The sequence below is a fragment of the Amycolatopsis sp. NPDC058278 genome (assembly GCF_042881395.1).
Lineage (GTDB): Bacteria > Actinomycetota > Actinomycetes > Mycobacteriales > Pseudonocardiaceae > Amycolatopsis.
The window spans coordinates 1-21,938 of record NZ_JBHVXZ010000147.1 but is presented as its reverse complement, the minus strand read 5'-3'; the positions used below and the strand labels follow the sequence as shown (position 1 = coordinate 21,938).

At 73.5% G+C, this 21,938-nt stretch carries 18 protein-coding genes and 1 pseudogene; 8 read left to right on the top strand and 11 right to left on the bottom strand.

Going from position 1 to position 21,938, the window contains the following annotated elements; translation table 11 throughout:
• Positions 1–184: pseudogene (locus ACFVYA_RS43485) on the top strand (SAM-dependent methyltransferase); the annotation flags it as partial.
• On the opposite strand, the gene ACFVYA_RS43480 reads toward ACFVYA_RS43485, so the two are convergent.
• From ACFVYA_RS43480 to ACFVYA_RS43460, 5 genes are read right to left on the bottom strand one after another with little or no spacing between them, the layout of a single operon-like run.
• Positions 168–533: a hypothetical protein gene (locus ACFVYA_RS43480; protein ID WP_285991258.1), complete on the bottom strand. Its 366-nt coding sequence runs from the start codon at positions 531–533 to the stop codon at positions 168–170. The pseudogene ACFVYA_RS43485 and the gene ACFVYA_RS43480 sit on opposite strands and share 17 nt — an antisense overlap.
• 8 nt (positions 534–541) lie before the next feature.
• Positions 542–3,931, bottom strand: a complete 3,390-nt coding sequence (locus tag ACFVYA_RS43475) for a WXG100 family type VII secretion target (RefSeq protein ID WP_387053627.1) — start codon at positions 3,929–3,931, stop codon at positions 542–544.
• Positions 3,931–4,248, bottom strand: a complete 318-nt coding sequence (locus ACFVYA_RS43470) for a hypothetical protein (RefSeq protein ID WP_285991256.1) — start codon at positions 4,246–4,248, stop codon at positions 3,931–3,933. Before ACFVYA_RS43470 ends, ACFVYA_RS43475 begins: the two co-directional genes overlap by 1 nt.
• Entirely contained in the window at positions 4,245–4,508 is a 264-nt protein-coding gene (locus ACFVYA_RS43465; RefSeq protein WP_230468895.1) for an acyl carrier protein, read from the bottom strand. The genes ACFVYA_RS43470 and ACFVYA_RS43465 overlap by 4 nt, the downstream gene beginning before the upstream one ends.
• Positions 4,501–6,141 (bottom strand): fatty acyl-AMP ligase, encoded by a 1,641-nt coding sequence (locus ACFVYA_RS43460; RefSeq protein WP_387053624.1) that lies wholly within the window; start codon positions 6,139–6,141, stop codon positions 4,501–4,503. The genes ACFVYA_RS43465 and ACFVYA_RS43460 overlap by 8 nt, the downstream gene beginning before the upstream one ends.
• A gap of 69 nt (positions 6,142–6,210) precedes the next feature.
• Here ACFVYA_RS43460 and ACFVYA_RS43455 point away from each other — a divergent pair, with 69 nt between their 5' ends.
• Positions 6,211–6,690, top strand: coding sequence for a DUF2087 domain-containing protein (locus ACFVYA_RS43455; RefSeq protein ID WP_387053622.1), 480 nt, complete (start codon positions 6,211–6,213; stop codon positions 6,688–6,690).
• Here the strand turns inward: ACFVYA_RS43455 and ACFVYA_RS43450 are convergent.
• Both ACFVYA_RS43450 and ACFVYA_RS43445 read right to left on the bottom strand, forming a co-directional pair.
• Complete coding sequence (locus ACFVYA_RS43450; protein ID WP_387053620.1) at positions 6,654–7,622, bottom strand: sigma-70 family RNA polymerase sigma factor; 969 nt, start codon at positions 7,620–7,622, stop codon at positions 6,654–6,656. The genes ACFVYA_RS43455 and ACFVYA_RS43450 overlap by 37 nt on opposite strands.
• Before the next feature lie 74 nt (positions 7,623–7,696).
• Positions 7,697–8,212 carry a bifunctional nuclease family protein gene (locus tag ACFVYA_RS43445; RefSeq protein WP_387053618.1) on the bottom strand — a complete coding sequence of 172 codons (516 nt, stop codon included), beginning with the start codon at positions 8,210–8,212 and terminating at the stop codon, positions 7,697–7,699.
• A 162-nt stretch (positions 8,213–8,374) separates the two neighbouring features.
• Here ACFVYA_RS43445 and ACFVYA_RS43440 point away from each other — a divergent pair, with 162 nt between their 5' ends.
• A complete protein-coding gene (locus ACFVYA_RS43440) occupies positions 8,375–8,848 on the top strand; it encodes an SRPBCC family protein (protein WP_387053616.1) in 474 nt (157 codons plus the stop codon).
• Between the two features lie 81 nt (positions 8,849–8,929).
• Complete coding sequence (locus ACFVYA_RS43435; RefSeq protein ID WP_387053614.1) at positions 8,930–10,363, top strand: MFS transporter; 1,434 nt, start codon at positions 8,930–8,932, stop codon at positions 10,361–10,363.
• Here the strand turns inward: ACFVYA_RS43435 and ACFVYA_RS43430 are convergent.
• On the bottom strand, positions 10,291–11,703 hold the full coding sequence (locus tag ACFVYA_RS43430; protein WP_387053612.1) for a PLP-dependent aminotransferase family protein: 1,413 nt from the start codon (positions 11,701–11,703) through the stop codon (positions 10,291–10,293). The two genes, ACFVYA_RS43435 and ACFVYA_RS43430, sit on opposite strands and share 73 nt — an antisense overlap.
• A gap of 81 nt (positions 11,704–11,784) precedes the next feature.
• Between ACFVYA_RS43430 and ACFVYA_RS43425 the strand changes: the two genes are divergently transcribed.
• Complete coding sequence (locus tag ACFVYA_RS43425) at positions 11,785–13,005, top strand: MFS transporter (protein WP_387053610.1); 1,221 nt, start codon at positions 11,785–11,787, stop codon at positions 13,003–13,005.
• A 43-nt stretch (positions 13,006–13,048) separates the two neighbouring features.
• Here ACFVYA_RS43425 and ACFVYA_RS43420 read toward each other — a convergent pair whose 3' ends face one another.
• From ACFVYA_RS43420 to ACFVYA_RS43410, 3 genes are all read right to left on the bottom strand, one after another.
• Positions 13,049–13,837 (bottom strand): hypothetical protein, encoded by a 789-nt coding sequence (locus ACFVYA_RS43420; protein ID WP_387053629.1) that lies wholly within the window; start codon positions 13,835–13,837, stop codon positions 13,049–13,051.
• Between the two features lie 93 nt (positions 13,838–13,930).
• Positions 13,931–15,439, bottom strand: a complete 1,509-nt coding sequence (locus ACFVYA_RS43415) for a CehA/McbA family metallohydrolase (protein WP_387053609.1) — start codon at positions 15,437–15,439, stop codon at positions 13,931–13,933.
• Between the two features lie 77 nt (positions 15,440–15,516).
• Positions 15,517–15,843: a hypothetical protein gene (locus ACFVYA_RS43410; protein ID WP_285991247.1), complete on the bottom strand. Its 327-nt coding sequence runs from the start codon at positions 15,841–15,843 to the stop codon at positions 15,517–15,519.
• A 228-nt stretch (positions 15,844–16,071) separates the two neighbouring features.
• On the opposite strand from ACFVYA_RS43410, the gene ACFVYA_RS43405 reads away from it, so the two are divergent.
• The 3 genes from ACFVYA_RS43405 to ACFVYA_RS43395 all read left to right on the top strand — a co-directional run.
• On the top strand, positions 16,072–17,700 hold the full coding sequence (locus ACFVYA_RS43405) for a DUF6345 domain-containing protein (RefSeq protein WP_387053607.1): 1,629 nt from the start codon (positions 16,072–16,074) through the stop codon (positions 17,698–17,700).
• A gap of 145 nt (positions 17,701–17,845) precedes the next feature.
• Complete coding sequence (locus ACFVYA_RS43400) at positions 17,846–18,085, top strand: hypothetical protein (protein ID WP_285991245.1); 240 nt, start codon at positions 17,846–17,848, stop codon at positions 18,083–18,085.
• A 248-nt stretch (positions 18,086–18,333) separates the two neighbouring features.
• Positions 18,334–21,938: biotin carboxylase N-terminal domain-containing protein (locus ACFVYA_RS43395; RefSeq protein ID WP_387053604.1), on the top strand; the 3,605-nt coding region annotated here is incomplete at its 3' end.

The following is a 21,938-nucleotide window of genomic DNA, read 5'->3' as shown; positions in this document are numbered from 1 at the left end:
GACCCGGACGGCCGACGAGGTCGTCGCCGGGGTGTTTTCGCTGTCGAGTTCGGCACCGCACCTGTTCGGCGAACGGCGGGCCGCGTTCGAGGCGGACCTGCGGCGGCGGCTGGCCCCGGCGGAGACGTTCACCGTGCGGCTGCGCGAGATCGCCGTCGACCTGTGGTTCACCAGGGGTTGTTGAAGTCCTCGTCCTCTTCGACGGCGGCGCGGGGCCGGCGGGCGGCCCGCGGCTCGTCCCGCACGGGCCGCGGCGCCGGTTCGAACCCGCCGGGGCCCGGGTAGGCCTCCGCGTCGAAGGCGGAGGCCGGTTCGGCGTGCGACCGGTCGGTGCTCCAGCCGGACTTGGTCTTGCGCTGGGCCATCTCGCGGACGTGCTGGACGTACCGCTCCGCCGCCTGGACCTGCTTGGTCATGTACTCGTGGGACCGGGCCTTGATCTCTTCGCCCTGCTGTTCGCGCAGGGCCCGGCGATCGGCCTGTTCGCGGACGAGGCCGTCGAGCTCGGCCTTCATCCCGGCGATGTCGCTCATGCGTCCTCCTACCAGGTCCGGGCGGACGACGGGTCTTCGTCGTCCAGGGAACCGATGATCCGCCGCCCGGGCTCACCGAGGTTGTCGAAGACGGCGCCTTCGATGCGGTAGGCGGGCGAGCGGCGCTCGGTGTCGCCGCCACCGCCCTGGCCGCCGCCCATGGCCCCCATGCCGGGCATCCCGGACATCGACGAGCCGGAAGAGCCGGGCGACCCGGGCCCACCGGACGCCGACGCGAAGGCGGCCGCGGGCTGCGGCTGGGCGGGGGCGGCGCCGGAGTGCGCACCGCCGGAGACGGGGCTGTCACCGAGCCCGCCGGCCGGGTCGAAGCCCGCGCTCGAGAAGCCGGCGTGTGAGCCTCCGCCGATCCCGGCCGCCGCGGCGCCGGGGTGTGCGCCGCCACCGCCGCCGGCGTGCGCACCGCCGGGCGAACCGTCTCCGGTGCCGTGGTGCGAGCCGCCGGTGTCGCCGGGCGAACCGTCCCCGCCCCCGTGCGGACCGGCCGCGGTGTGGTGCGAGCCGGCTCCGGTGCCGTGCGAGTCGTCCCCGCCACCGTACGAACCGGCCGCGGTGTCGTGCGAACCGGCCGCGGTGTCGTGGTGCGAGCCGGCTCCGGTGCCGTGCGAGTCGTCCCCATTGCCGTGGTCCGGGCCGCCGTGGTGGGAGCCGTCGCCGCCGGGAGCGCCGGTGTCGGTCGGCGCGAGGTCCTCGAGGGTGCCTCGGTGGGTGGGCAGGTCGTCGAGACGCTTCTCGGGAGTGTCGCCGAGGGCGCTTTCCGCCTTGTCTTCCTCGCCGAGGGTGTAGGTCGTCGGGGTGCCCTTGCCGTCGTCGACGGTCACCGTCGTCGGGCCGTCCGGCCCGTCGGGGCGCTCGGCGGTGATCTCGAGGCTGCCGTCGCGGATGTGGATCTTGCCGTCCGGGCCGGGGCGGTAGGTGTCCGCGTCCGTCCCTTGTGGACCGTCGGCGGGCTTGCCCTCATCGGACCAGTCGAGCTTGAAGTCCTTCGGCTCGCCGGGGCCGTCGCCGACCTTGATGTCCATCTTGCCGTCGTGGTCCGGCTCGGTCATTTCGAAGGTCTTGTCGCCCTGCTTGACCTTCAGGACCTCCGGCTCGTCGTCGCCGAGCAGGCCGTCGGGCTTGCCGCCGGGATCGGTCTCGATGCCCGGGCCGCCGAACTCCTTCAGCGCGTCCGCGGCCTTCTTCTTCGCGTCCTCCGCGGCCTGCTCGGCCGCGTCCTTGCCGTCTTCACCCGAGCCCGTGTCGCCGCCGGAATCCGTCTCGATGCCGGGTCCGCTGAACTCCTTCAGCGCATCCGCAGCCTTCTTCTTCGCATCCTCGGCGGCCTGCTCGGCCGCGGCCTTGCCATCCTCGCCCGAACCCGTGTCACTGCCACCCGAGCCCGAACCACCACCCGCGCCGCCCCCGGAATCCGTGTCGATCCCCGGGCCACTGAACTCCTTCAGGGCGTCCGCGGCCTTCTTCTTCGCCGCTTCGGCAGCCGCGGCGGCGGCGTCCTGGCCGCTGTCGGACGGCGGCGTCATCGACGACGGCGTCGTGCCGTCGGATCCCGGGCCCGAACCACCGCCGGAGCCTGAACCACCACCCGAGCCGAGGCCCGCTCCGGCGCCGGAATCCGTCTGGATGCCCGGGCCGCTGAACTCCTTCAGCGCGTCCGCGGCCTTCTGCTTGGCCGCCTCGGCGGCCTGCGCGGCCTGCTGCTTGGCTGCTTCCGCCTCCTGCTGTTTGGCCGCTTCCGCCGCGGCCGCGCCGTCGTCCTGGCCGCTCGGCGAGCCTGAACCCCCGCCGACGGACCCGCCACCGGACGCCGAGGACCCGTCCGGGATCGGCGGCACCGCACCGCCACCACCGGACCCCGAGCCACCCGACGCCGGGCCACTGGACCCCGAGCCACCGGCCCCGGAGCCCGCGCCGCTCGGCAGGTCGGTCCCCGAGCCGCCACCGGCACCCGAGCCCCCGCCCGGTGCACCGGACCCTGATCCCGTTTCGGGAATCGGCGGCACCGCACCGCCACCACCGGACCCCGAGCCACCGGCCCCGGAACCCGAGCCGCCCGAACCGGAACCACCCGAGCCCGAACCCGAACCACCGGGACCGCCGCCGGAGCCGCCGGCCGCACCGGCGCCACCCGAACCCGAACCCGAACCGGAGCCCGAACCGGAGCCTGCGCCACCCGGCGCGCCGGAACCGCCGCTCCCTCCCGGCAGCGACACCCCCTCGAACTCGTTGCGGATCCCGCCCATCACCTTGTCGAGCGCGTCATACGCCTGGTCGACCAGGTCCTTCGTGTCCTTGCAGGTCTTGACGAACCCCTGGTACAGCCGGTCCCACATGTCGGGGTTGAACTGGTTCTGCACCCACTGCTTGGCCAGGTCCTGGCCGTGCTTCTTGATCTCGTCGCCGTCGCAGCAGCCCTGGTCGTTGAGCGTCTTGACCAAGTTCGTCCCGAAGTTCAGGTCCATCCAGCCCGCGATCTGGGCGAGGTCCTTTTCGTTGCCGTGCTCGCCGTTGGCGACGGCGACGACCTTCTGCGCCATCGTGTAGTCGGCCTTGCCGACCAGGTCGGTGTACATCCCGATGACCGCGTCGGCCTTGCCCTTGCACAGCTGGAACACCGTCGTGGCGGTGCTCAGCGTCGCCTCGCTCGCGTTGCCGAGCGTCTGGGACAGCTTCGCCGCCTTCGGCTGGATCTTGTCGCTGTAGGTGTCCGACGCGGCATCGGCACCCGCGCCGCTCCAGCTGCCGAACAGAGTGCCCAGCTGCGAGCCGGTGTCCTGCTCCGTCCGGTCCACCGTCTCCGAGCCGCGCTTGAAGTGCCCGGCGTCCGCGACGAAGTCGGCGAAGCTGATCCCGCGCTGCTCGTCGAACGGTGTGCGGATGTCCTTGTCGAGGTCGAGCGCGCGGGTGTTGCCGCGGCAGTCGGCCGGGATCTTCGCCAGCAGCGAACCGAACGTCTCGAACAGCTTCAGCGCGGGCGCCGCGGCGTCGAAGATCTCGTCGGACGTCTTCGTCCCGGTGGCGCCGGCCGCGTCGTCGGCGGCGGGCGGCTTCGTGTCGTCGAGCTTCTTCTTGCCGTCGTCGACGGCTTTCTTTTCCTGGTCCTCGTTGTAGCTGTTCTGGTCGCCGCTCGCCTTGGCCTTGTCGAAGGCCTCGTCGACCGACTGGCCGGCGAACAGCGGGTTCGCGTTGTACGCCTGCGCGTACTTGCCGGCTTCGGCCCGCTTCTGCTTGATCTCGTCCGGCTCCTGGTCGGCCAGGAACGGCGGCGGGGGCGGGTTTTCCCGCAGCCAGCTGCTGATGAGCGCGCTCTTCTGCCCAGGCGGCACGCTCGGGTCGTCGAGCAACGCCTTGACGTCGGACCACTTCTTCTTCTCGGCCATCAGAGCGAGCCCCCGGCGTTCGTGATCGCGCCCGCCTGGCTGTCTTCGTTGGCGCCGTAGCTCGAGCCGGCGGTCCCGAGGTTCGTGCCGAACGAGCCGAGCGTGCTGCTGTAGCCGGAAACCGCGGCCCACAGCGCCTGCGCGCCGGCGGTGTACTTGGCCGCGTGGGCGCCGTGCGCCCGGCCGAACTTCTCCGCCGTCACCTGCGGTGTCTGCAGGTCCGGGTTGTCGTCCAGCAGGTTTTCCGCCAGGTCGCCGATGGTCTTGGACGCCGCCGACAACGCCTCGGTCGTCGCGGTGTACCCCCCGCCGCTCATTTCAGCGCCTCTCCTGAAGATCCTCGAGTTCCCAGTGCTTCCGCGAGCACGCCGGCCACGGACCCCACGTCGGTGAACCGGTCGAGCCGGTCCAGGTCGATCGTCACCCCGTAATAGATCTCCAGCGCCGCCAGCAGCTTGATCCGCCCCTTCGAGTCGATGCCCAGCTCCTCCAGGGGCGCGTCGGGCTCGACGAGAGCCGGGTCCAGCCGGAAGGTGTCGCAGACGACCTTCGTGACCTCGGCGCGGTGATCACCCACGGTCGCCACCATAACGTGCCTTCGCGGCCGACCGGGCGACCTTGCCGCTCGATGTGCGCGGAAGTCCACCGGAAGGGACCAGACGTACCGCGCGCAACGTGAGACCGTGTTCGCGGGACACCGCGCGCAGCACCGCCCGGGTCACCTCCCGGTCGTCGGCGTCGGCGCCGCGCGCCCGCTCCGCCACCACCACCGCGCCCTCGCCGGCCTCGTCGGAGACGCCGAACGCGGCGACGCGGTCGCGGCGGACCGCGGGGTGGGCCTCCCCGGCCGCCGCTTCGATGTCCTGCGGGTGGAAATTGCGGCCGTCGATGACGATGAGGTCCTTGAGCCGGCCGGTGACGTACAGGTCGCCGCGGTGCACGACACCGAGGTCGCCGGTGCGCAGCCAGCCGGCGAGGCCGTCGAGCTCGGCACCGAACGCCGTGGCGTCGCCGCGGCCCCAGTAGCCGTCCGCGACGTTCGGGCCGTGCACCCAGATCTCGCCGACCAGGCCGTCGGGCTGTTCCCGGCCGTCCCGGACGATCCGGACCAGCTGCCCGACGGGACGCCCGACGGACACGAGTTCCTGCCCGCCGTCGGTTTCGACGGCCCGGCCCTGAGCGAGGGCTTCGCGGTCGAGCACCGCGCCACGCGGCCCTTCTTCGCCCGCGCTCGCGACGTACACGGTGGCTTCGGCGAGCCCGTACGACGGCCGGTGCGCTTCCCGCCGGAACCCGCGTGGCCCGAACACCTCGTGGAAGCGCTCGATCGTGCGCGGCCGGACCGGTTCGCTGCCGTTCAGCGCGACCCGGACGTCCGACAGGTCGAGGTCCTCGCCGGTGTCGGCGTCGGCGGCGAGGTCGTAGGCGAAGTTCGGCGCGGCGGTGAACACCGCGGGGTACCCGGCGAGCTGCCGCAGCCAGCGCGCCGGCCGGTGCACGAACTCGGCCGGCGCCATGAACACCGACCGCCCGCCGGCGAAGACGGGCAGGCAGAGCAGCTGGATCAGGCCCATGTCGTGGAAGAACGGGATCCAGCCGGCGCAGGTGGTGCCCTCGTCGACGCCGTACGCGAGGCTGCCCTGCCAGCACGCGGCGACGATCGCGCGGTGCGGGATCACCGCGCCGGCCGGCTCGCGCGTGGAGCCGGACGTGTACTGCAGGTAGGCCGGGCTGTCCGGCGGCACCGGCACCGGATCCGCGCCGGGCCCGGTGAGCTCGTCGACCACCACGACGCTCTCGTGCGCGGGCAGTCCCGGCGCTGCGGCCGACGACGTCAGCCACACCCGCGCGCCGCTGTCGGCGAGGACCCCGGCGAGCCGCCCGGCCTGCGCGGGGCTCGACGGCGCCATCAGCGGGACGGCGACCAGGCCGGCGGCCAGCGCGCCGAAGAACGCCAGCGGGTAGGCGAGCTCCTGACCCGCGAGGACGGCGACGCGCTCCCCCGGCCCGGCGACCCGGCGCAGCTCGCCCGCCACCACCCGGACCCGGGCGGCGAACTCCGCCCACGTCAGCGTGTGCTCCACGCCGCGAACGTGGTCCTGGTGGGTGAACAGGGGACGTTCGTCATCGGCGCGGGCGAACAGGCACGCCACGATCGACGTGCGCAGCACGGCCTCGGGCACGGTCGCCGGCGCGGTCGGACGAGGCACGCTCCGCAACCTACCGGCCCGCCGAAACGCGGTTCACCCCCGGGCCGAGCGCGGGTACGGTCGCTGACCATGGCCTCCCCGGAAGCGCTGGTCTCCGCTCTCGCGGACCCCGACCGGCTCCAGCTCTTCGCCCGCATCTGCACCGCTCCCGACGGGCTCGAGGCGTCCTCCGCTTCGGCCAAGCTCGCGAAGCGGCTCGTCGACGCGGGACTCGTCACCGTGGCCGAGGGCCGCTACCGGGCCGTACCGCCGGTGTTCCGCGACGCGCTCGCCAAGGCCCCGGTCGATCCGCTCGACGCGCTCTTCCGCCACGGACGGCTCGTCTCCATCCCGCATTCGGGCAAGCGGCGGCAGCTGCTGCTGGCGTACCTCGTCGAGCGCTTCGAGCCCGGCCGGCTCTACAGCGAGCAGGACGTCCGCGAGAAGCTCTCGATGGTCCACGACGACCACGCGACGCTGCGCCGCTACCTCGTCGACGAAGGCCTCCTGCAGCGCAGCAACGACGGCGGCGCCTACGGCCGTCCGTCGGAAGCGCGCGCCGCCGGCTGAGTCGCCGGCAGGTCGAACAGCGCGAGGACCGCCGGATCGGCGAACACGACGTTGTGCGCGACCCGCCCTTCCCGCACGGTGAGCACCTGCAGGGTGTGCAGCCGGAACACCCCGGCGTCGTCACGGCAGTAGGCCACGAGCGCGGGCCGTCCGTTGGCGGCGGTGCGGGTCATCCGCCACTGCGGGCCGCGCATCCCGAACAGCCGCTCGAGGAACCGGCCGTAGTCGCCGCGGCCCCGGAACCACAGCGGCACCGGCGGCATCTCCATCACGACGTCGTCGGTGAGCAGCGCGACGAGCCCGGCGACGTCGGCGCGTTCGAACGCGCGCAGGTAGCGGTCCACGACCGCTTCGACCGCGGTGTCGTCCGGTTCGGGCACCTCGTCGGCCGACAGGCCGCCCAGTCCCGCGCGGGCGCGCTGCAGGGCGCTGTTGACCGCGGCGGGGGTCGTGTCGAGGAACCCGGCCACTTCCGCCGCGCTGAACTCCAGGACGTCCCGCAGGATCAGCACCGCGCGCTGCTTCGGCGGGAGGGTCTGCAGCGCCGCCAGCAGCGCCAGCCGGAGCGTGCCGCGACGGGCCAGGCGCAGGCCCGGGTCGTCGAGGCGGGCGTCCGGGAAGGGCTGCAGCCAGGGGATTTCGAACGACGGCGTCAGCGGCGCGCCCGGGTCGTCGCTCGGGCCGCCGAGCCCGGACGGCAGCGGCCGCCGGGCCCGTCCTTCGAGCGCGGTGAGGCAGGCGTTGGTGGCGATCCGGTAGAGCCAGGTGCGCACCGAGGCGCGGGCGGGGTCGTAGCCCGCCCACGCCTTCCACGCGCGGACCAGCGTCTCCTGCACCAGGTCCTCGGCCTCGTGGACCGAGCCGAGCAGGCGGTAGCAGTGCGCCAGCAGCTCACGCCGGTGCGGTTCGGTGCGCGTCGCGAAGTCCTGCATCGTTCTCCCGTCCGGACGGCTTCGGTGGGTGTACCGGTGCCGCCGCCCGGATTCATCGCCCGGGAGAAATCTTTCTACAGGTCGTCGAAGTCCTCCGGCCGCAGGCCGTCGAGCTCGGCGCGGAACCGGGCCACCTCGGCTTCGGCGTCCAGCACGTCGGCGGCCGGCCCTTCGGTCTCCTGCTCGACCTCGAGCTGCACGGACGCGACGTCCAGCACCTCTTCGGCGACCCGGATGGGCGCGCCCTGGCGCAGGCCGAGCGCGACCGCGTCGCTCGGGCGGGCCGAGACGCGGGTGCCGGAGGCGAGCACGAGGTCGGCGTAGAAGATGCCGTCCCGCACCTCGGTCAGCTCGACCGCGGCGAGGCCCTGGCCGAACGCGGCGAGCACGTCACCGAGCAGCTCGATCGTCCCCGGACGCGGCTGCGCGATCTGTTCACGCGCGCGAACGAGGGCCTCGGCTTCGCCGTACCCGATCATGATCGCCAGCCAGCGGCGCGCGCCCTCCGGCTCGCGCAGCAGCATCAGGGGCGCCTCGCCGGGCACGGGAACGGCCATTCCCACCACTTCGATCGGAATCACGCTGACCACCGCACCCTCCGTGTCGTGGGGCTCCTCCGCGCGCGAAGTACCCACAACGAGCGGTTCACAACCCGATCCGGCGGGCGGGGTTTCCCGGACCGGGCTCTTCCCGGTTGCGGACTCCGTCCCGGCGCCTTGCCCGGCGGCGGCGGCCGCTGTCACCGTCGGGGCGTGGAAGCGACGATTTCGCGCAGTGTGACCGTCTCCGCCGACCCGGGCACGGTGTGGTCGTGGGTCACCGACCTGCCGCGGATGGGCGAGCTGAGCCCGGAGAACGTCGGCGGCCGCTGGCTGGACGGCACCGGCCCGGCTCTCGGCGCGCGGTTCCGCGGCCGCAACCGCAACGGCGAGCTGCAGTGGTGGACGCGGGTGCGGGTGGTCGTGTTCGAGCCGGACCGCCGGTTCGCCTTCGACGTGCGCACGCCGTTCGGCTCGCGGGTTTCGCGGTGGGAGTACGTGCTGGCGCCGGCCGCGGGCGGCTGCGTGGTCACCGAGAACTGGTACCGGATCGGCAGCTGGGTGGTGCGGAAGTTCATGGGGCCGCGCGTCACCGGCCGCGCCGACCGGCCGGGGTACAACGTCCGGTCGATCGAGCACACCCTCGCGGCGCTGAAGGCCCGCGCCGAGGAGCGCGCGGCCGCGTGACCTGAGTCGCTTCGGACGAGTCGGTCTCTTGTTAGGACTCACCTTGTCCAGCTAGGTTGCTTTTTCGAACCTAGGAGGACCATGACCGACACCGCGCCGAAGCCCGGCCTCGTGCTGCTGGTCGTCTCGACGGCCGCGTTCCTGGCCAGCCTGGACACCTTCATCGTCACGATCGCCTTCCCCGGCATCCGGGCGGCGTTCCCCGGCGACGACCTGGCGACCATGTCGTGGGTGCTCAACGGCTACACGGTGCTGTTCGCCGCCTGCCTCGCCCCGGCCGGGCGGCTGGCCGACCGCTACGGCCGCCGGCGGCTGTTCCTCGCCGGCGTCGCGGTGTTCACCCTCGCCTCGGCGGCCTGCGCGACCGCGCCGACGATCGAAGTGCTGATCGCCTTCCGCGCGGTCCAGGCGATCGGCGCCGCGCTGGTCATGCCGACGTCACTGGCGCTGCTGCTGACGGCGTTCCCGCCGCACCGGCGGCCGATGGCGGTCGGGGTCTGGGCGTCGGTGGGCGCGGCGGCTGCGGCCCTCGGCCCCCCGGTCGGCGGCCTGCTCGTCGAGGCGTCCTGGCGCTGGGTGTTCCTGGTGAACCTGCCGATCTGCGCGGCGACACTGCTGGCCGGGCCACGGGTGCTGCGCGAGTCCCGGGACACCTCGACCGGCGTCCCGGACCTCCTCGGCGCCGCCGGGCTGCTGGTGGGCGTCGGCGCTTCGGCGTACGCGCTGGTCGAGGCGTCCGACCGCGGCTGGGGCGCGCGGCCGGTGCTGCTGGCGTTCGCGGTGGCCGCCGTCGCGCTGGCCTGGGTCCCGCTGCGCTCGGCGCGGCACCCGGTGCCGGTGCTGGACCTGCCGGCCCTGCGCGTCCCGACGTTGTGGCTGGCCTGCCTGACCACCGGGGTGTTCGCCGCCGGGTTCGCGGCGATGCTGTTCGGCAACGTGCTGTTCCTGACGTCGATCTGGCACGACTCGATCCTGGTGGCCGGGCTGTCCCTGGCGCCGGGCCCGCTGGTGGTGGTCCCGGTGTCGATCCTCGGCGGCCGGTTCGTGCACCGCTTCGGGCCGGGCCCGGTGGTCGCCCTCGGCGGCGTCGCGTTCGGGGCCGGGGTACTGGTCTGGTTGCTGCGCATGGGATCCGAACCCGGCTACGCGGGGTCGATGCTGCCGGGCCAGCTGCTGACGGGCCTCGGCGTCGGGCTGATCCTGCCGAGCCTGTCGGGGGTGGTCGGCACGGTCCTGCCGGCGGCCCGCTGGGGCGCGGGCTCGTCGATGGTCAACACGGCCCGGCAGATCGGCACGGTCCTGGGCACGGCGGTGCTGGTCGCGGTCTTCGCCGGGACGCCGGACCTGGCGGACTTCCGGCGGGGCTGGCTGATGATCCTGGCCACGGCGGCGATGACGTGCGCCGGCGGCCTGCTGATCGCCGCGCGGCGGCGCACGGACCACTACGCCGAACCCCAGGCCGCGTCCAGCACCGCGAGCCCGGCGTCGATGCTCGCCAAGGGGATCGAGCCGTAGCCGAGGACCACGCCTTGGCGCGGGAAACCACCGCACAGATCGGAAAGCGTCTGGATCGCCGCCCCGGCCGCGGCCGCGCGGGCCGCGATCGGCTCCAGGTCGGTGCCGTCCTCGCCCAGGGCACACAGGTGCAGGCCCGCCGCCGACGGCACCGCGCTGAGACGTCCCGCGAAAACCCGTTCCAGAGTCGTCGTGATGCGCTCGTGGCGGTCCGCGTAGACCTTCGTCGCGCGGCGGAGGTGGCGGGCGAACAGGCCTTCGTCGATGAACCCGGCCAGCGCGGCCTGTGCGGGCAGGTCGCCGTGCCAGCCCGACAGCTGCCGGGCGTGGTGCAGCGCGTCGCGCAGCGATGCCGGGGCGATCAGGAAACCCAGGCGCAGCATGGGAAGCAGGGTCTTCGAGAACGAGCCGACGTAAGCCACCCGGCCGTCGCGGTCCAGGCTCTGCAACGGTTCCAGGGGCCGGTCGGAGAACCGGAATTCGCTGTCGTAGTCGTCCTCGACGACGACCGCGCCGGCGCGGGCCGCCCACGCCAGCAGCGCCGTGCGGCGGGCGAGGGACATCGGGGTGCCGAGCGGGAACTGGTGCGACGGCGTGACGTACACCAGTTTCGTGCGCGGCGGCAGCGCGGCGACGTCGAGACCTTCGCCGTCCACCGGCACTCCGACGACTTCGGCGCCGTGCGAGGCGAAGAGCAGCTTCGCCATCCGGTAGCCGGGTTCCTCGATCGCGACGCGGTCGCCGGGTTCGAGCAGCACCCGGCAGAGCAGGTCCAGGGCCTGCTGCGCGCCTTGGGTGACGAGCACGTCGTCGGCGGCCGCGCGGACCGAACGCGAGACGCCGACGTGCCGGGCGATCGCCGCGCGCAGCCCGGGGTGGCCGCCGGGCTCGGCGTAGTGCGCGAACCCGGCACTGTCACGCAGTTCCCGCGCGAGCAGCCGCCGCCAGGTGTCCAGGGGGAACAGCGTGGCGTCGGGGATGCCCACGCGGAAGTCGAACACCGGGGCGGGGGCCACGGCGGCCGGGGCCGGCAGTGACCGCCACACCGCCCTCGGCCGCGGCCCGTTCCGCGACGGCGCGGCGCGCGGTTTCGGCGCCGGGAGTTCCCCGCTGACGTACGTCCCGGCGCCGACGCGGCCGGTGAGGAAGCCGTCGGCGGTGAGGCGGTCGTAGGCGACGGCGACGGTGTTGCGCGAGACGGCCAGGCGCCGCGCGAGCTCCCGGGTCGGCGGCAGCCGCTCCCCCGCCCGCAGCCTCCCGTCCAGGACGGCGTCGCGCAGCTGGCGGTAGATGCGGACGCTGAGGTCGCCACGGCCGGCCAGGCTGACGTGGAAGTCCATCCCGGGAGCCTACATTGGCCCAATCCGGTTGAGCGTAATTGGATCTGGGATCGGGCCAAACCGCGCTCTAACGTGCTTCCCATGACAGTGCTTCTCGAACGGCCGAAGACCCGGCGGGCCGGCCGTCTGCTCGCCGCCGCCCAGTTGGCCGGCTCGCTCGGCGACGGCGCGTTCCTGACCTGCTCGGTGCTGTTCTTCACGCGGATCGCCGGGCTGACGCCGGCGCAGGTCGGGCTCGGGCTCTCGCTCGGCTGGGCGGTGGGCTCGGTCGCGGGTGTGCCGCTCGGGCGCCTCGCCGATCGCCACGGGGCCCGCGGTTCGGCGGTGCTGCTGGCGCTGGCGACGGGCACGTCGATCCTGGCGTTCCTCGTCGTGCGCTCGCCGGTGATGTTCGTGCTGGCCGCGTGCCTCTACGGCAGCTGCCAGACCGGGCTGGCCGCGGTCCGCCAGGCACTGCTGGCCGCGCTCGCCGACCCGCAGCGGCGGACGCGCATCCGGGCCCACCTGCAGTCCGCGGGCAACGCGGGGCTCGCCGTCGGCGCCGGGCTGGGCGGACTCGCCCTCTCGGCCGACACGGCTTCGGCGTACCTGACGGTCTTCGTCCTCGACGCGGCGGCCTTCGTCGTGACGGCGGCGCTGCTGCACGCTCTCCCGGCGGTCCCGCGGACGGCGTCGCCGCGCACGGGGGCACCGAAGTCCGCTGTGCTGCGCGACCGGCCTTACGCGCTGGTGACGCTGCTCAACGCGATCCTGCTGCTGCGCATGCCGCTGCTGAGCGTCGCGATCCCGCTGTGGATCGTCGAGCGCACCGCGGCGCCGGGCTGGACGGTGTCGGCGTTGTTCGTGCTCAACACGGTCGTGGTGGTGGTCCTGCAGGTCCGCGTAGCGGGTCGCCTGACGACCCTCGGCTCGGCGGCGCGGATGGTGCGCCGGTCGGGCGTGGTGCTCCTGGCCTCCTGCGTGGCGTTCGCGCTGTCGGCGCTGGGGACGGCACCGGAGGTGGTGTTCGCGGTGCTGGTCGCCGGGGCGCTGGTGCAGGTGCTCGGCGAGATGCTCCAGTCGGCGGGCTCGTGGGAGATCGGCTTCGCGCTGGCCCCGGCGGACAAGCAGGGCGAGTACCAGGGCTTCTTCGGCACGGGCGTGTCGGCGGCCCGTGCGGTCGGTCCGGTCCTGCTGAGCACGGTGGTGATCGGCGGGGGCTTCGCGGGCTGGCTGCTGCTGGGGGCGGTGTTCGCGGCGGCGGGCTGGGCGATGGGCCCGGCGGTCCGCTGGGCGGCCGCGACCCGCCCGGCTGCTCGCTGACCCCGGGCGCCCCCAGGTGGCCTTGGGGCGCTCGAGCCGGGTGCTACTCGCTGACCTGGGCCGCCGCGGTCTGGTGCAGCGAGAGGTCCTGGCCCGCCGCCGGGTCCGGGGCCCACGCGCCCGATTCCGCCGTCCACGTCTGACCCGCGAAGCTCACCTTGTCCACGCCCAGCGCCTCCGCGCGGCCGACCAGCCAGGTCGCGTACGTCCAGCCCTGGGCCGCCGGGTGGGGTCCGCCGAGGCCGGCCGTGCCCAGTTCCTCCGTCGCCGTCCCGGCGAGGTCCGCCGGCGCCGCCAGGGTCAGGTCGCGGCAGGTCAGCGCGGCCGGGAACTGGCCGTTGAACGCCGCCGCCATGGTGCGGGACTGCGGCTCCCACTGCGCGTACGCGTCCGGGACGCCCGACCGCTGGACTGCCTGCGCCGCCTCGGTGATCGGCAGCGTCTCCCAGTTCGGCAGCTTCACGAGCTTCTCGTAGAACTCCGTCGCCGCGTAGACCGGGTCGCGCAGCTGGGCGATGGTGCCCCAGCCCTGGCTCGGCCGCTGCTGGAACAGCCCGACCGAGTCGCGGTCACCGCCCTCGAGGTTGCGCAGCTTGGACTCCTGCAACGCCGTCGCCAGCGCGACCGTCGCCGCGTGGGCGGGCAGCCCCAGCTTGGTGCCGACCGCCGAGATCGTCGCCGCGTTGTTCATCTGCTCCGGGGTGAACGTGTAGGTGGACGCCTTGTCCCCCGGCCGCGCCACCGTGCACCCCGGCGTCCGGATCGAGCCGCGGGTGAACGCCACCACCACGACGATCCCGGCGGCCAGCACGATGACCGCCCCCAGGACCATGGCCAGCTTCAGGCCACATCCGCGCACACTGCCTCCCCATCACCCGTTCGCACCAGTCTGCCCAAGAGGAGGACGCGGTGCGCCGGGCGGGGTTCAGTGGCCGGTGCCGAGGAAGATCGGGTTGGACATCGCCACCATGGCGTTCGGCACCGTGGTGTTCGGGCCACCGGACGGGCGACGGACCTCGACCCGCACCCAGCGGCTGTAGCGGGGGTAGGTCGTCCAGGTGACCGTGGCCGCACCGGAGTCGCCGATGGGCTCGCTGTGTTCCGGACCGAGCTGGTCGAGGAACGTCACCGTCGTCCCCGGCACGCCGGCGACCACGGCCTTCACGGTCACGGGTGTCCCGGTCCCCGCGGCGAGCCGCTCACCGATGCCCGCGCTCGCGCCGCCGCCCGAGACGGTGAAGTCCAGCTGCACCGACGCCGATTCCGCCAGCCACGAACGTCCGGCCGCGAGCCCGGCCAGGAGCTCCCTTCGGCGCAACCGGTCGGCGAGCACGACGGTGTGCGGCAGGGCGACGCGCTGGTCCGGGTTGTGCGCGTCGGAGTCGCCGATCGCCGGGATGAAGCGGCCGCCGCGCAGCAGGCCGTCCCAGTGGATGACGCTCGCCTCGTCGTCCTGCGTCCACGGGCCGTTCCACACCTCGACGAGGTCGGCGAGCTCGTAGGCGAATTCGTAGGTGCAGCCGAAGCAGCCGGCGAACGGGTGCGCCGCGGTGACCAGGCCGCCGGCGCGGTGCACCTGGTCGGTGAAGCGCCGGAAGTCCCGCGGGTCGGCCGCGCGGTAGCGCCAGTCGATCCAGGTGCCGGCGGGCAGGCCGATCGCGGGCCAGTGCCCGGACCGGGTCGTCACCTCTTCGCCGTTGAGGATCAGCAGGTCGTCGGTGGCGTGGTCGCCCCAGACCAGCTGCGAGCTGGAGGTGTTGTGGTCGGTGGAGACGATGAAGTCGAGGCCGGCGGCCCGGGCGTCGGCGACGAGCTGCGCCGGCGTGCGGCGGCCGTCGGAGTGGACGGTGTGCAGGTGGCTGTCACCGCGGTACCAGGCGCGGCCGCGCTCGCGGGCGGGCGCGGTCTCCGGGGCCGGGTTCGGCCGGAACGGGGTGCCGTCCGGGCCGAAGGTGAGCGTGATGTCGACCCGGTAGCCGAGCCCCTGCGGCGCGACGGTGTACGGGCCGAGGACGACGTGCCACCGGCCGGGTTCGATCGGGCCGGCGAGGTAGCCGGGGGTGGCTTCGGACGCGCTGAGCGAGAACCGGTCGCGGAAGCCGCCGGACCAGCCGCGGAAGCCGCGCGCGTTGCCGAGGTCGTGGCCTTCGGGGCCGAAGATGCCGATGTCGCAGGCGTTCCCGCGGGTGCCGGGCGGAACGGGCGGCCGGTCGTAGGAGTACCCGACGTCGATCTGCCGCACCCCGCGCGGGACGTCGACGGGCAGGTAGTACCAGTCCGGCACGTCCGGTTTCAGCGTGCCGGTGACGGTCCGGGTCCGGCTGCCCGAGCCGCCCGGCTGATCGGCGAACGCCACGCCGGGCAGCATCCCGGCGGCCGCCGCCACCCCACCGGCCCGCAGCAGCGTCCGCCGGCTGAAGTCCCCGGAATCCATGCGCACCTCCGCACCCGAGGCTAGGCGGGCCGGGCGAACGCGGACACGAACCGGCGGTGAACTTTCGCGGACGCCGGTCAGCCTCCGGTGCGCTTCCCCAGGATCTTCGCGAGGGCGACGACGGTGACGGCGGCGGCCAGCCCGAGCCGGGTGACATCGACGGCGGGAACCCAGGTGACCGAACCGCCCCGCACGACGAACGCGCCGACCGGCCGGGCGAACACGCCGAAGCCGGCGCCCTCCCGCACGGGAAGGCCGTCCGTGTCGCCGCCGCCTCCGCCGCCACCGCCGAACACGGTCGCGGCCGGGATCACGGTGGCACCGTCGTACTCGACCGGCGCGCCGTAGACGAGCTTCGCGGAGAAGAGGTCCCGTGCCGTCGCGGCCAGCTGTCCCAGTTTCATCCCGCCATCCTGACCCGGCCGGCCGGGCGCGCGCGCCTCCCGTCGAGCTGTCCACTGTGGCCGGTGCGCGCCGACCGGTTCCGGGCCCCGCGCAAAAATGGCCCACGGAATCGGTGCAGCCCTGAAATAGTTGCGCTGAAGGTGTGGCAAAAAGATGTATCCGATCGTTTTCACCGTGTCGACGGCTACCGTTCGATTCCTGCATTCTGCCACCCACGGGGAGGAATCATGGCACTGTTCAAGAACGGCGTGGTCACCGCGCCACCGGGCGCGGCCGCCGGCGCACGGGCGCTGACCTCGGCCGATCCGTTCGGTCCCGGAACCGGCGTTGCCGCCGATCGGGGTGCGAACCGGTACGGCGTCTGCTCGATCGAGGACTTCCCGCCCGGGATGAACGACCTTTCCTACACCCACGAGGACGCTGGTGGTTTCTACAATTACGTCAAGCAGTTCGCCGCACCGAACTACTGGTACACCGACAGCGGCGTGCTGTCGTGGATCTACGGCGAACAGTACGACGACTGGCAGGGCACCTACGGCTTCGACGCCTGCGTCGCCGAGTACCACTCCGGGCACGGCACGATGGACTCGGGCGGCGTCTTCTGGATGCCGATGGGCGGCACCTGGGGCGGGTCGGCCTGGGCGAGCTCGGCCGACATGCGGCTGGGCAACGAGGTCGCGCGCTACCTGTTCTTCTCCACCTGCCTCTCGCTGCGCATCGGCGACGGCAACAGCCCGATCCGCACGTGGGACGCCGCCAACCTCGGCCTGCGGATGATCTTCGGCTTCGAGACGACCAGCGTCGACAGCCCGCACTACGGCGCCTCCTTCTTCGACAAGTGGAACGGCAACGGCCACAAGTTCAGCAAGGCGTGGCTGGACGCGTCGTGGGACATCGACCACCACCAGGCGCCGTCGGCCGTCGCGTGCGGGGCCACGCAGGCCGAAGCGCAGGACCGGCTGTGGAACGAGGGGTCCTTCTCGACCGCCGCCGCGTCGAAGAACTGGTGGTGGTGGACCTGGTACGACGCCGCCAAGAGCATCCGGGCACCGCGGCTGGAGCTGCCCGGATCGGCGCAGACCGCCCGGTTCGCTCCGGCGCGGCTTTCCCCGTCCCGGCTGGCCGAACTGGCCGGCCACTACGGCGTCCGGCTCGGTGGCGGGGTACCGGACGACGCGCTGGGCCCGCACGGCATCGTGCTGGGCGACGGCCAGGGCGGCCCACGGCTGAGCGTCGACCACCGCGGCGTCCGCGAGATCACCTTCGCCGACGCCGACGGCAGCGGCCGGGACGCGCCGAGCGCGGACGAGGCCGTCCGGATCGCCCAGGACGCCGTCGAGACGTTCGGCCTGGCCGACCGCGTCGACCTGGTCGCCGACAAGGTGCGCCACCAGTACCACGCCGGCGGCACCGCCGACGACGTCGCCGACCCGCGGGTGCGCGAGACCCACGTGGTGTTCACGCAGCTGGTCGACGGCCACCCGGTCGTCACACCGGGCCTCGGCGAGGTGCGGGTCGGCATCGACGGCGGCGGCACGGTGACGACGATCGTCGACGCCACCCGCGAGGTCGAGCGGCTGCGCGAAGGCGCGCCCGCCGCGCCGCCGTCGGCCGGCGCGGCCACCCGCGAGCCGTCCACTGTGGACGAGGCGCTCGACGCGCCGCTGCAGCGGCTGCTGCGCCGGCTCGCCGCCGGCGGCCGCGTGCCCGCCGAGGTCCGCACGATCCCGGACTCGACGGCGGTGGGCTACGCGTTGCGCGGCGACGACGGCACCCCGGTCGTCCGGCGGACCGTCGAGGTCGACTGCGGTGCGGGACTCGCGAAGCGGTACGTCCTGGAGGCGCCCCTGCGCTGACCGGCACCGGACCGGGCGGGCCGGCACACGTCGGGGGTGCCGGCCCGCCGTTTCGCACGATCGGGTGTAGATCCGCGGTATCCGGGGCACCCGTCAGCAACACCTGTGCTCCAGGGGGAGCGCGCCGTACCGAGGGGAGACCGCGATGACCTTCGATTTCGTCAGCCGCTGGCTGGGCAGGCATCGCGACCGCCCCGGCGTCACCGTCGACCTGGCGTGCGGTGGCCGCGTCACACTGCGTGAGATCGACGGGCGGCCCGTGCTGGTGGTCACCACCGCGCCGGGGCCGGACGGCCGGTGCGACGTCGCCGCCGTCCCCTTGTCGGAGGCCGAGCGCCGCGAGCTGGGCCAGGTCCTGGAGTCCGACGTCCTCCTCGCCTCCTGATCGCTTCCGCGCCACCCGCCGTTCGCGCGCCCGTGGGGTGCTTTGTCGCGAACCTCGCGTGAATGCGGGTCCCGGCGGTGTGGTCCGGGTCGCTTTTTGTGGGGTTCCCACAACCCAGCCGCCTCGGCATGCGCCATGGCGGACATTGGTCTGACCCCCGGTCATCCACCAGGGTGTAGACAAGTGCAGGCGACGTTCCAGGACAGGTACGTCGCCTTCTGCGCGTGCGTACTTGGGAGGCTCAGCCGGTGTTCAGTCGTGTCGCCATCGTCAACCGCGGAGAGGCCGCGATGCGGCTCATCCACGCCGTCCGGGATCTGTCGGCGGAAACCGGGACGCGGATCGAGACGGTCGCCCTCTACACCGACGCCGATCGCACCGCCACGTTCGTCCGCGAGGCCGACCTGGCCTACGACCTGGGCCCGGCCTCGGCCCGGCCCTACCTCGACCTGGCCAAGCTGGAGAAGGCGCTGGTCGAGACGAAGGCCGACGCCGCCTGGGTCGGCTGGGGCTTCGTGGCCGAGGACCCGGCGTTCGCGGAGCTGTGCGAAAAGGTCGGCGTCACCTTCGTCGGGCCGAGCGCGGACGCGATGCGCAAGCTCGGCGACAAGATCGGCGCGAAGCTGATCGCCGAAGAGGTCGGCGTGCCGGTCGCGCCGTGGAGCCGCGGTGAGGTCGCCACCCTCGAAGACGCCCTGGCGGCCGGCGAGCGGATCGGCTACCCGCTGATGCTCAAGGCCACCGCGGGCGGCGGCGGGCGCGGCATCCGCATGGTGGCCTCCGGCGAGGACCTCGCCGACGCCTACGAGCGCACCAGCTCCGAAGCCCTGCGTGCCTTCGGCTCCGGTGTCGTGTTCCTGGAGCGCCTGGTCACCGGTGCCCGGCACGTGGAGGTGCAGGTCATCTCCGACGGCGCGACGGCGTGGGCGCTCGGCGTCCGCGACTGCTCGGTGCAGCGGCGCAACCAGAAGATCATCGAGGAGTCCGCGTCGCCGGTCCTCGCCCCGGCGCAGACGGCCGAGCTGAAGACGTCGGCGGAACGGCTCGCGGTGGCCGTGGGCTACCGGGGCGCGTGCACCGTCGAGTTCCTCTACCACCCGGGCGAGAAGCTGTTCGCCTTCCTCGAGGTCAACACCCGCCTGCAGGTCGAGCACCCGATCACCGAGATCACCACCGGCACCGACCTGGTCAAGCTGCAGCTGCACGTCGCCGGCGGCGGCAAGCTCGAGGGCGATCAGCCGGCCGAGAGCGGGCACGCCATCGAGGCGCGCCTCAACGCCGAAGACCCGGACCGCGACTTCGCCCCCTCCCCCGGCCGCATCGCGCGGCTGGCCCTGCCGGCCGGACCCGGTATCCGCGTCGACACCGGCGTCAGCGAGGGCGACACCATCCCGGCCGACTTCGACTCGATGATCGCCAAGATCATCGCCTACGGCCGCGACCGCGACGAGGCCCTCGGCCGGCTGCGCCGCGCGATGGCCGAGACCACCGTGATCATCGAGGGCGGCGCGACCAACAAGAGCTTCGTACTGGACCTGCTCGACCAGCCCGAGGTGATCGACGCCAGCGCCGACACCGGCTGGATCGACCGCGTCCGCGCGGAGGGCCGCCTGGTCACCCACCGGCACTCCGCGATCGCGCTCGCCGCGGCCGCCATCGAGGCCTACCAGGACGAAGAAGAGGTCTCCGTCCAGCGGCTGCTGTCCACCGCGCACGGCGGTCGCCCGCAGGTGCAGCACGAGAGCGGCCGTCCGCTCGACCTCAAGCTCCGCGGCGTCGGCTACCGCGTGTCCGTCGCCAGGGCCGGGCGGAGCCGCTTCCGCGTCGGCATCTCGGCCGGCTCGTCCGACGTGCACCACGCCGACATCGAGATCGACCGGTTCGACGCCCACAGCGGCCGGATCCTGGTCAACGGGCGGCGCTTCCGGCTGGTTTCGGCCACCCACGGCCCGATCCACCTCGTCGAGGTCGACGGCGTCACCCACCGCATCAGCCGCGACGAAGGCGGCGTCGTCCGCTCCCCCGCACCCGCGCTGGTCGTCGCCACGCCGCTGTCCGTCGGTGACGAGGTCGAGGCGAACGCGCCGATCCTCGTGCTGGAGAGCATGAAGATGGAGACGGTGCTGCGCGCGCCGTTCCGCGCCCGGGTCCGCGAATGCCCGGTGTCCGTCGGCAGCCAGGTCGAGACCGGCGCCCCGCTGATGCGGCTGGAACCGCTGGCCGACGGCGCCGAGGACGCAGCGGCCGACGAGACCGAGACCGTCGAGATCGAGCTGCCCTCGGTGCCGGACGGCGTGTCCGCGGCCGAGCGCGTCGCACGCGGCCTGAACGACCTGCGCAGCCTGCTGCTCGGCTTCGACGTCGACCCGGCCGAGCGCAAGCGGCTCGTCGCGACCTACCTGGAGGCCCGTGCCGAGCTGGGCAACCGGCCGGTCGAGGGCGAGCTGGAGCTGCTCACCGTCTTCGCCGACCTGTCCGAGCTCAGCCGCAACACCCCGGGCGGCGAGCTCGACACCGAACCGGGCAGCCCGGTGCACAGCTCGCGCGAGTTCTTCCACAGTTACCTGCAGAGCCTCGACGTCGAACGCGCCGGCGTCACCGAGGGCTTCCAGGCGAAGCTGAAGCGCGTCCTCGCGCACTACGGCGTCCCCGACTTGGAGCGCACGCCGGAGCTGGAGGCCGCGGTCTTCCGGATCTTCCTGGCCCAGCAGCGGACGGCGGCCGACGTCGCGGTCGTCTCGGAGCTGCTGCGGCAGTGGCTGACCGGGGCGCCGCCGGCCGAGACGCTCAGCGAACGCGCCGGGCTCACCCTGGAGCACCTGGTCGAGGCCACCCAGGTGCGCTTCCCCGCGGTGTCCGACCTCGCCCGCGGCGTGGTCTTCCGCTGGTTCGCCCAGCCGCTGCTGCGCCGCAACCGCGCCCGCGTCTACGCCGCCGTCCGCACCGAGCTGAGCTACCTCGACCAGCACCCGGACGCGCCGGACCGCGCCGAGCGGATCCAGGCCATGATCACCGGCTCGCAGCCGCTGGTCCGGCTGATCGGGCAGCGGATCGGGCGACCGGGCCGCGACCACGCGCCGCTGCTGGAGGTGCTGACCCGCCGGTACTACGGCAACCGCCGGCTCTCCGGCGTCGCCGTGCGCGAAGCCGGCGGGCACCGCTGGCTGACCGCCGAGCTGAACGCCCCCGAAGGCGCGCTGCCGCTGGTCACCACCGCCGTCGACATCGCCGCCCTGCCCGACGCCCTCCGCACGCTCGGCGAGGTGGCCACCGAAGGCGTCGTCGCCGACCTGTACCTGCGCTGGGAAGACCAGCCGGAGGCCGACGCGACCGCGGAACGGCTCGGCGCGCTGCTCACCGAGAACCCGCTGCCGGCCGGCGTGCGCCGGGTCGTGGTCACCGTCGCCGGCACCGGCGGCGCGGTGATGCACCACCACTTCACCTTCGAACGCGATGGCGACGGCTTCACCGAGGACAGGCTGATCCGCGGCCTGCACCCGCAGATCGCCCAGCGCCTGCAGCTGCAGCGGCTGCGCGAGTTCGACCTCACCCGGCTGCCCTCGGCGGACGAGGAGATCTACCTGTTCAAGGCCACGGCGAAGACCAACCCGGCCGACGAGCGGCTGATCGCGATGGGCCAGGTCCGCGACCTGACGCCGCTGCGGGAGGCCGACGGACGGCTGGTCGCGCTGCCGGCGCTCGAGGACGCGGTCACCGCCTGCCTCGACGCGATCCGCAACATCCAGGCGCAGCGGCCGCAGAACAAGCGGTTCGACACGAACCGCATCATGATGTACGTCTGGCCGCCGACCGACCTGACCACCGAGGAACTCAACACGCTGGTCCAGCGCAT

What these genes read in the sequence shown, in the direction of transcription:
- ACFVYA_RS43480 (WP_285991258.1), bottom strand. Translation starts at nt 533, where the DNA reads ATGAGCGACATCGCCGGGATGAAGGCCGAGCTCGACGGCCTCGTCCGC.
- ACFVYA_RS43430 (WP_387053612.1), bottom strand. Translation starts at nt 11,703, where the DNA reads ATGGACTTCCACGTCAGCCTGGCCGGCCGTGGCGACCTCAGCGTCCGC.
- ACFVYA_RS43455 (WP_387053622.1), top strand. Translation starts at nt 6,211, where the DNA reads ATGGCCTCCCCGGAAGCGCTGGTCTCCGCTCTCGCGGACCCCGACCGG.
- ACFVYA_RS43470 (WP_285991256.1), bottom strand. Translation starts at nt 4,248, where the DNA reads ATGAGCGGCGGGGGGTACACCGCGACGACCGAGGCGTTGTCGGCGGCG.
- ACFVYA_RS43410 (WP_285991247.1), bottom strand. Translation starts at nt 15,843, where the DNA reads ATGAAACTGGGACAGCTGGCCGCGACGGCACGGGACCTCTTCTCCGCG.
- ACFVYA_RS43400 (WP_285991245.1), top strand. Translation starts at nt 17,846, where the DNA reads ATGACCTTCGATTTCGTCAGCCGCTGGCTGGGCAGGCATCGCGACCGC.
- ACFVYA_RS43475 (WP_387053627.1), bottom strand. Translation starts at nt 3,931, where the DNA reads ATGGCCGAGAAGAAGAAGTGGTCCGACGTCAAGGCGTTGCTCGACGAC.
- ACFVYA_RS43425 (WP_387053610.1), top strand. Translation starts at nt 11,785, where the DNA reads ATGACAGTGCTTCTCGAACGGCCGAAGACCCGGCGGGCCGGCCGTCTG.
- ACFVYA_RS43405 (WP_387053607.1), top strand. Translation starts at nt 16,072, where the DNA reads ATGGCACTGTTCAAGAACGGCGTGGTCACCGCGCCACCGGGCGCGGCC.
- ACFVYA_RS43435 (WP_387053614.1), top strand. Translation starts at nt 8,930, where the DNA reads ATGACCGACACCGCGCCGAAGCCCGGCCTCGTGCTGCTGGTCGTCTCG.
- ACFVYA_RS43420 (WP_387053629.1), bottom strand. Translation starts at nt 13,837, where the DNA reads ATGGTCCTGGGGGCGGTCATCGTGCTGGCCGCCGGGATCGTCGTGGTG.
- ACFVYA_RS43450 (WP_387053620.1), bottom strand. Translation starts at nt 7,622, where the DNA reads ATGCAGGACTTCGCGACGCGCACCGAACCGCACCGGCGTGAGCTGCTG.
- ACFVYA_RS43415 (WP_387053609.1), bottom strand. Translation starts at nt 15,439, where the DNA reads ATGGATTCCGGGGACTTCAGCCGGCGGACGCTGCTGCGGGCCGGTGGG.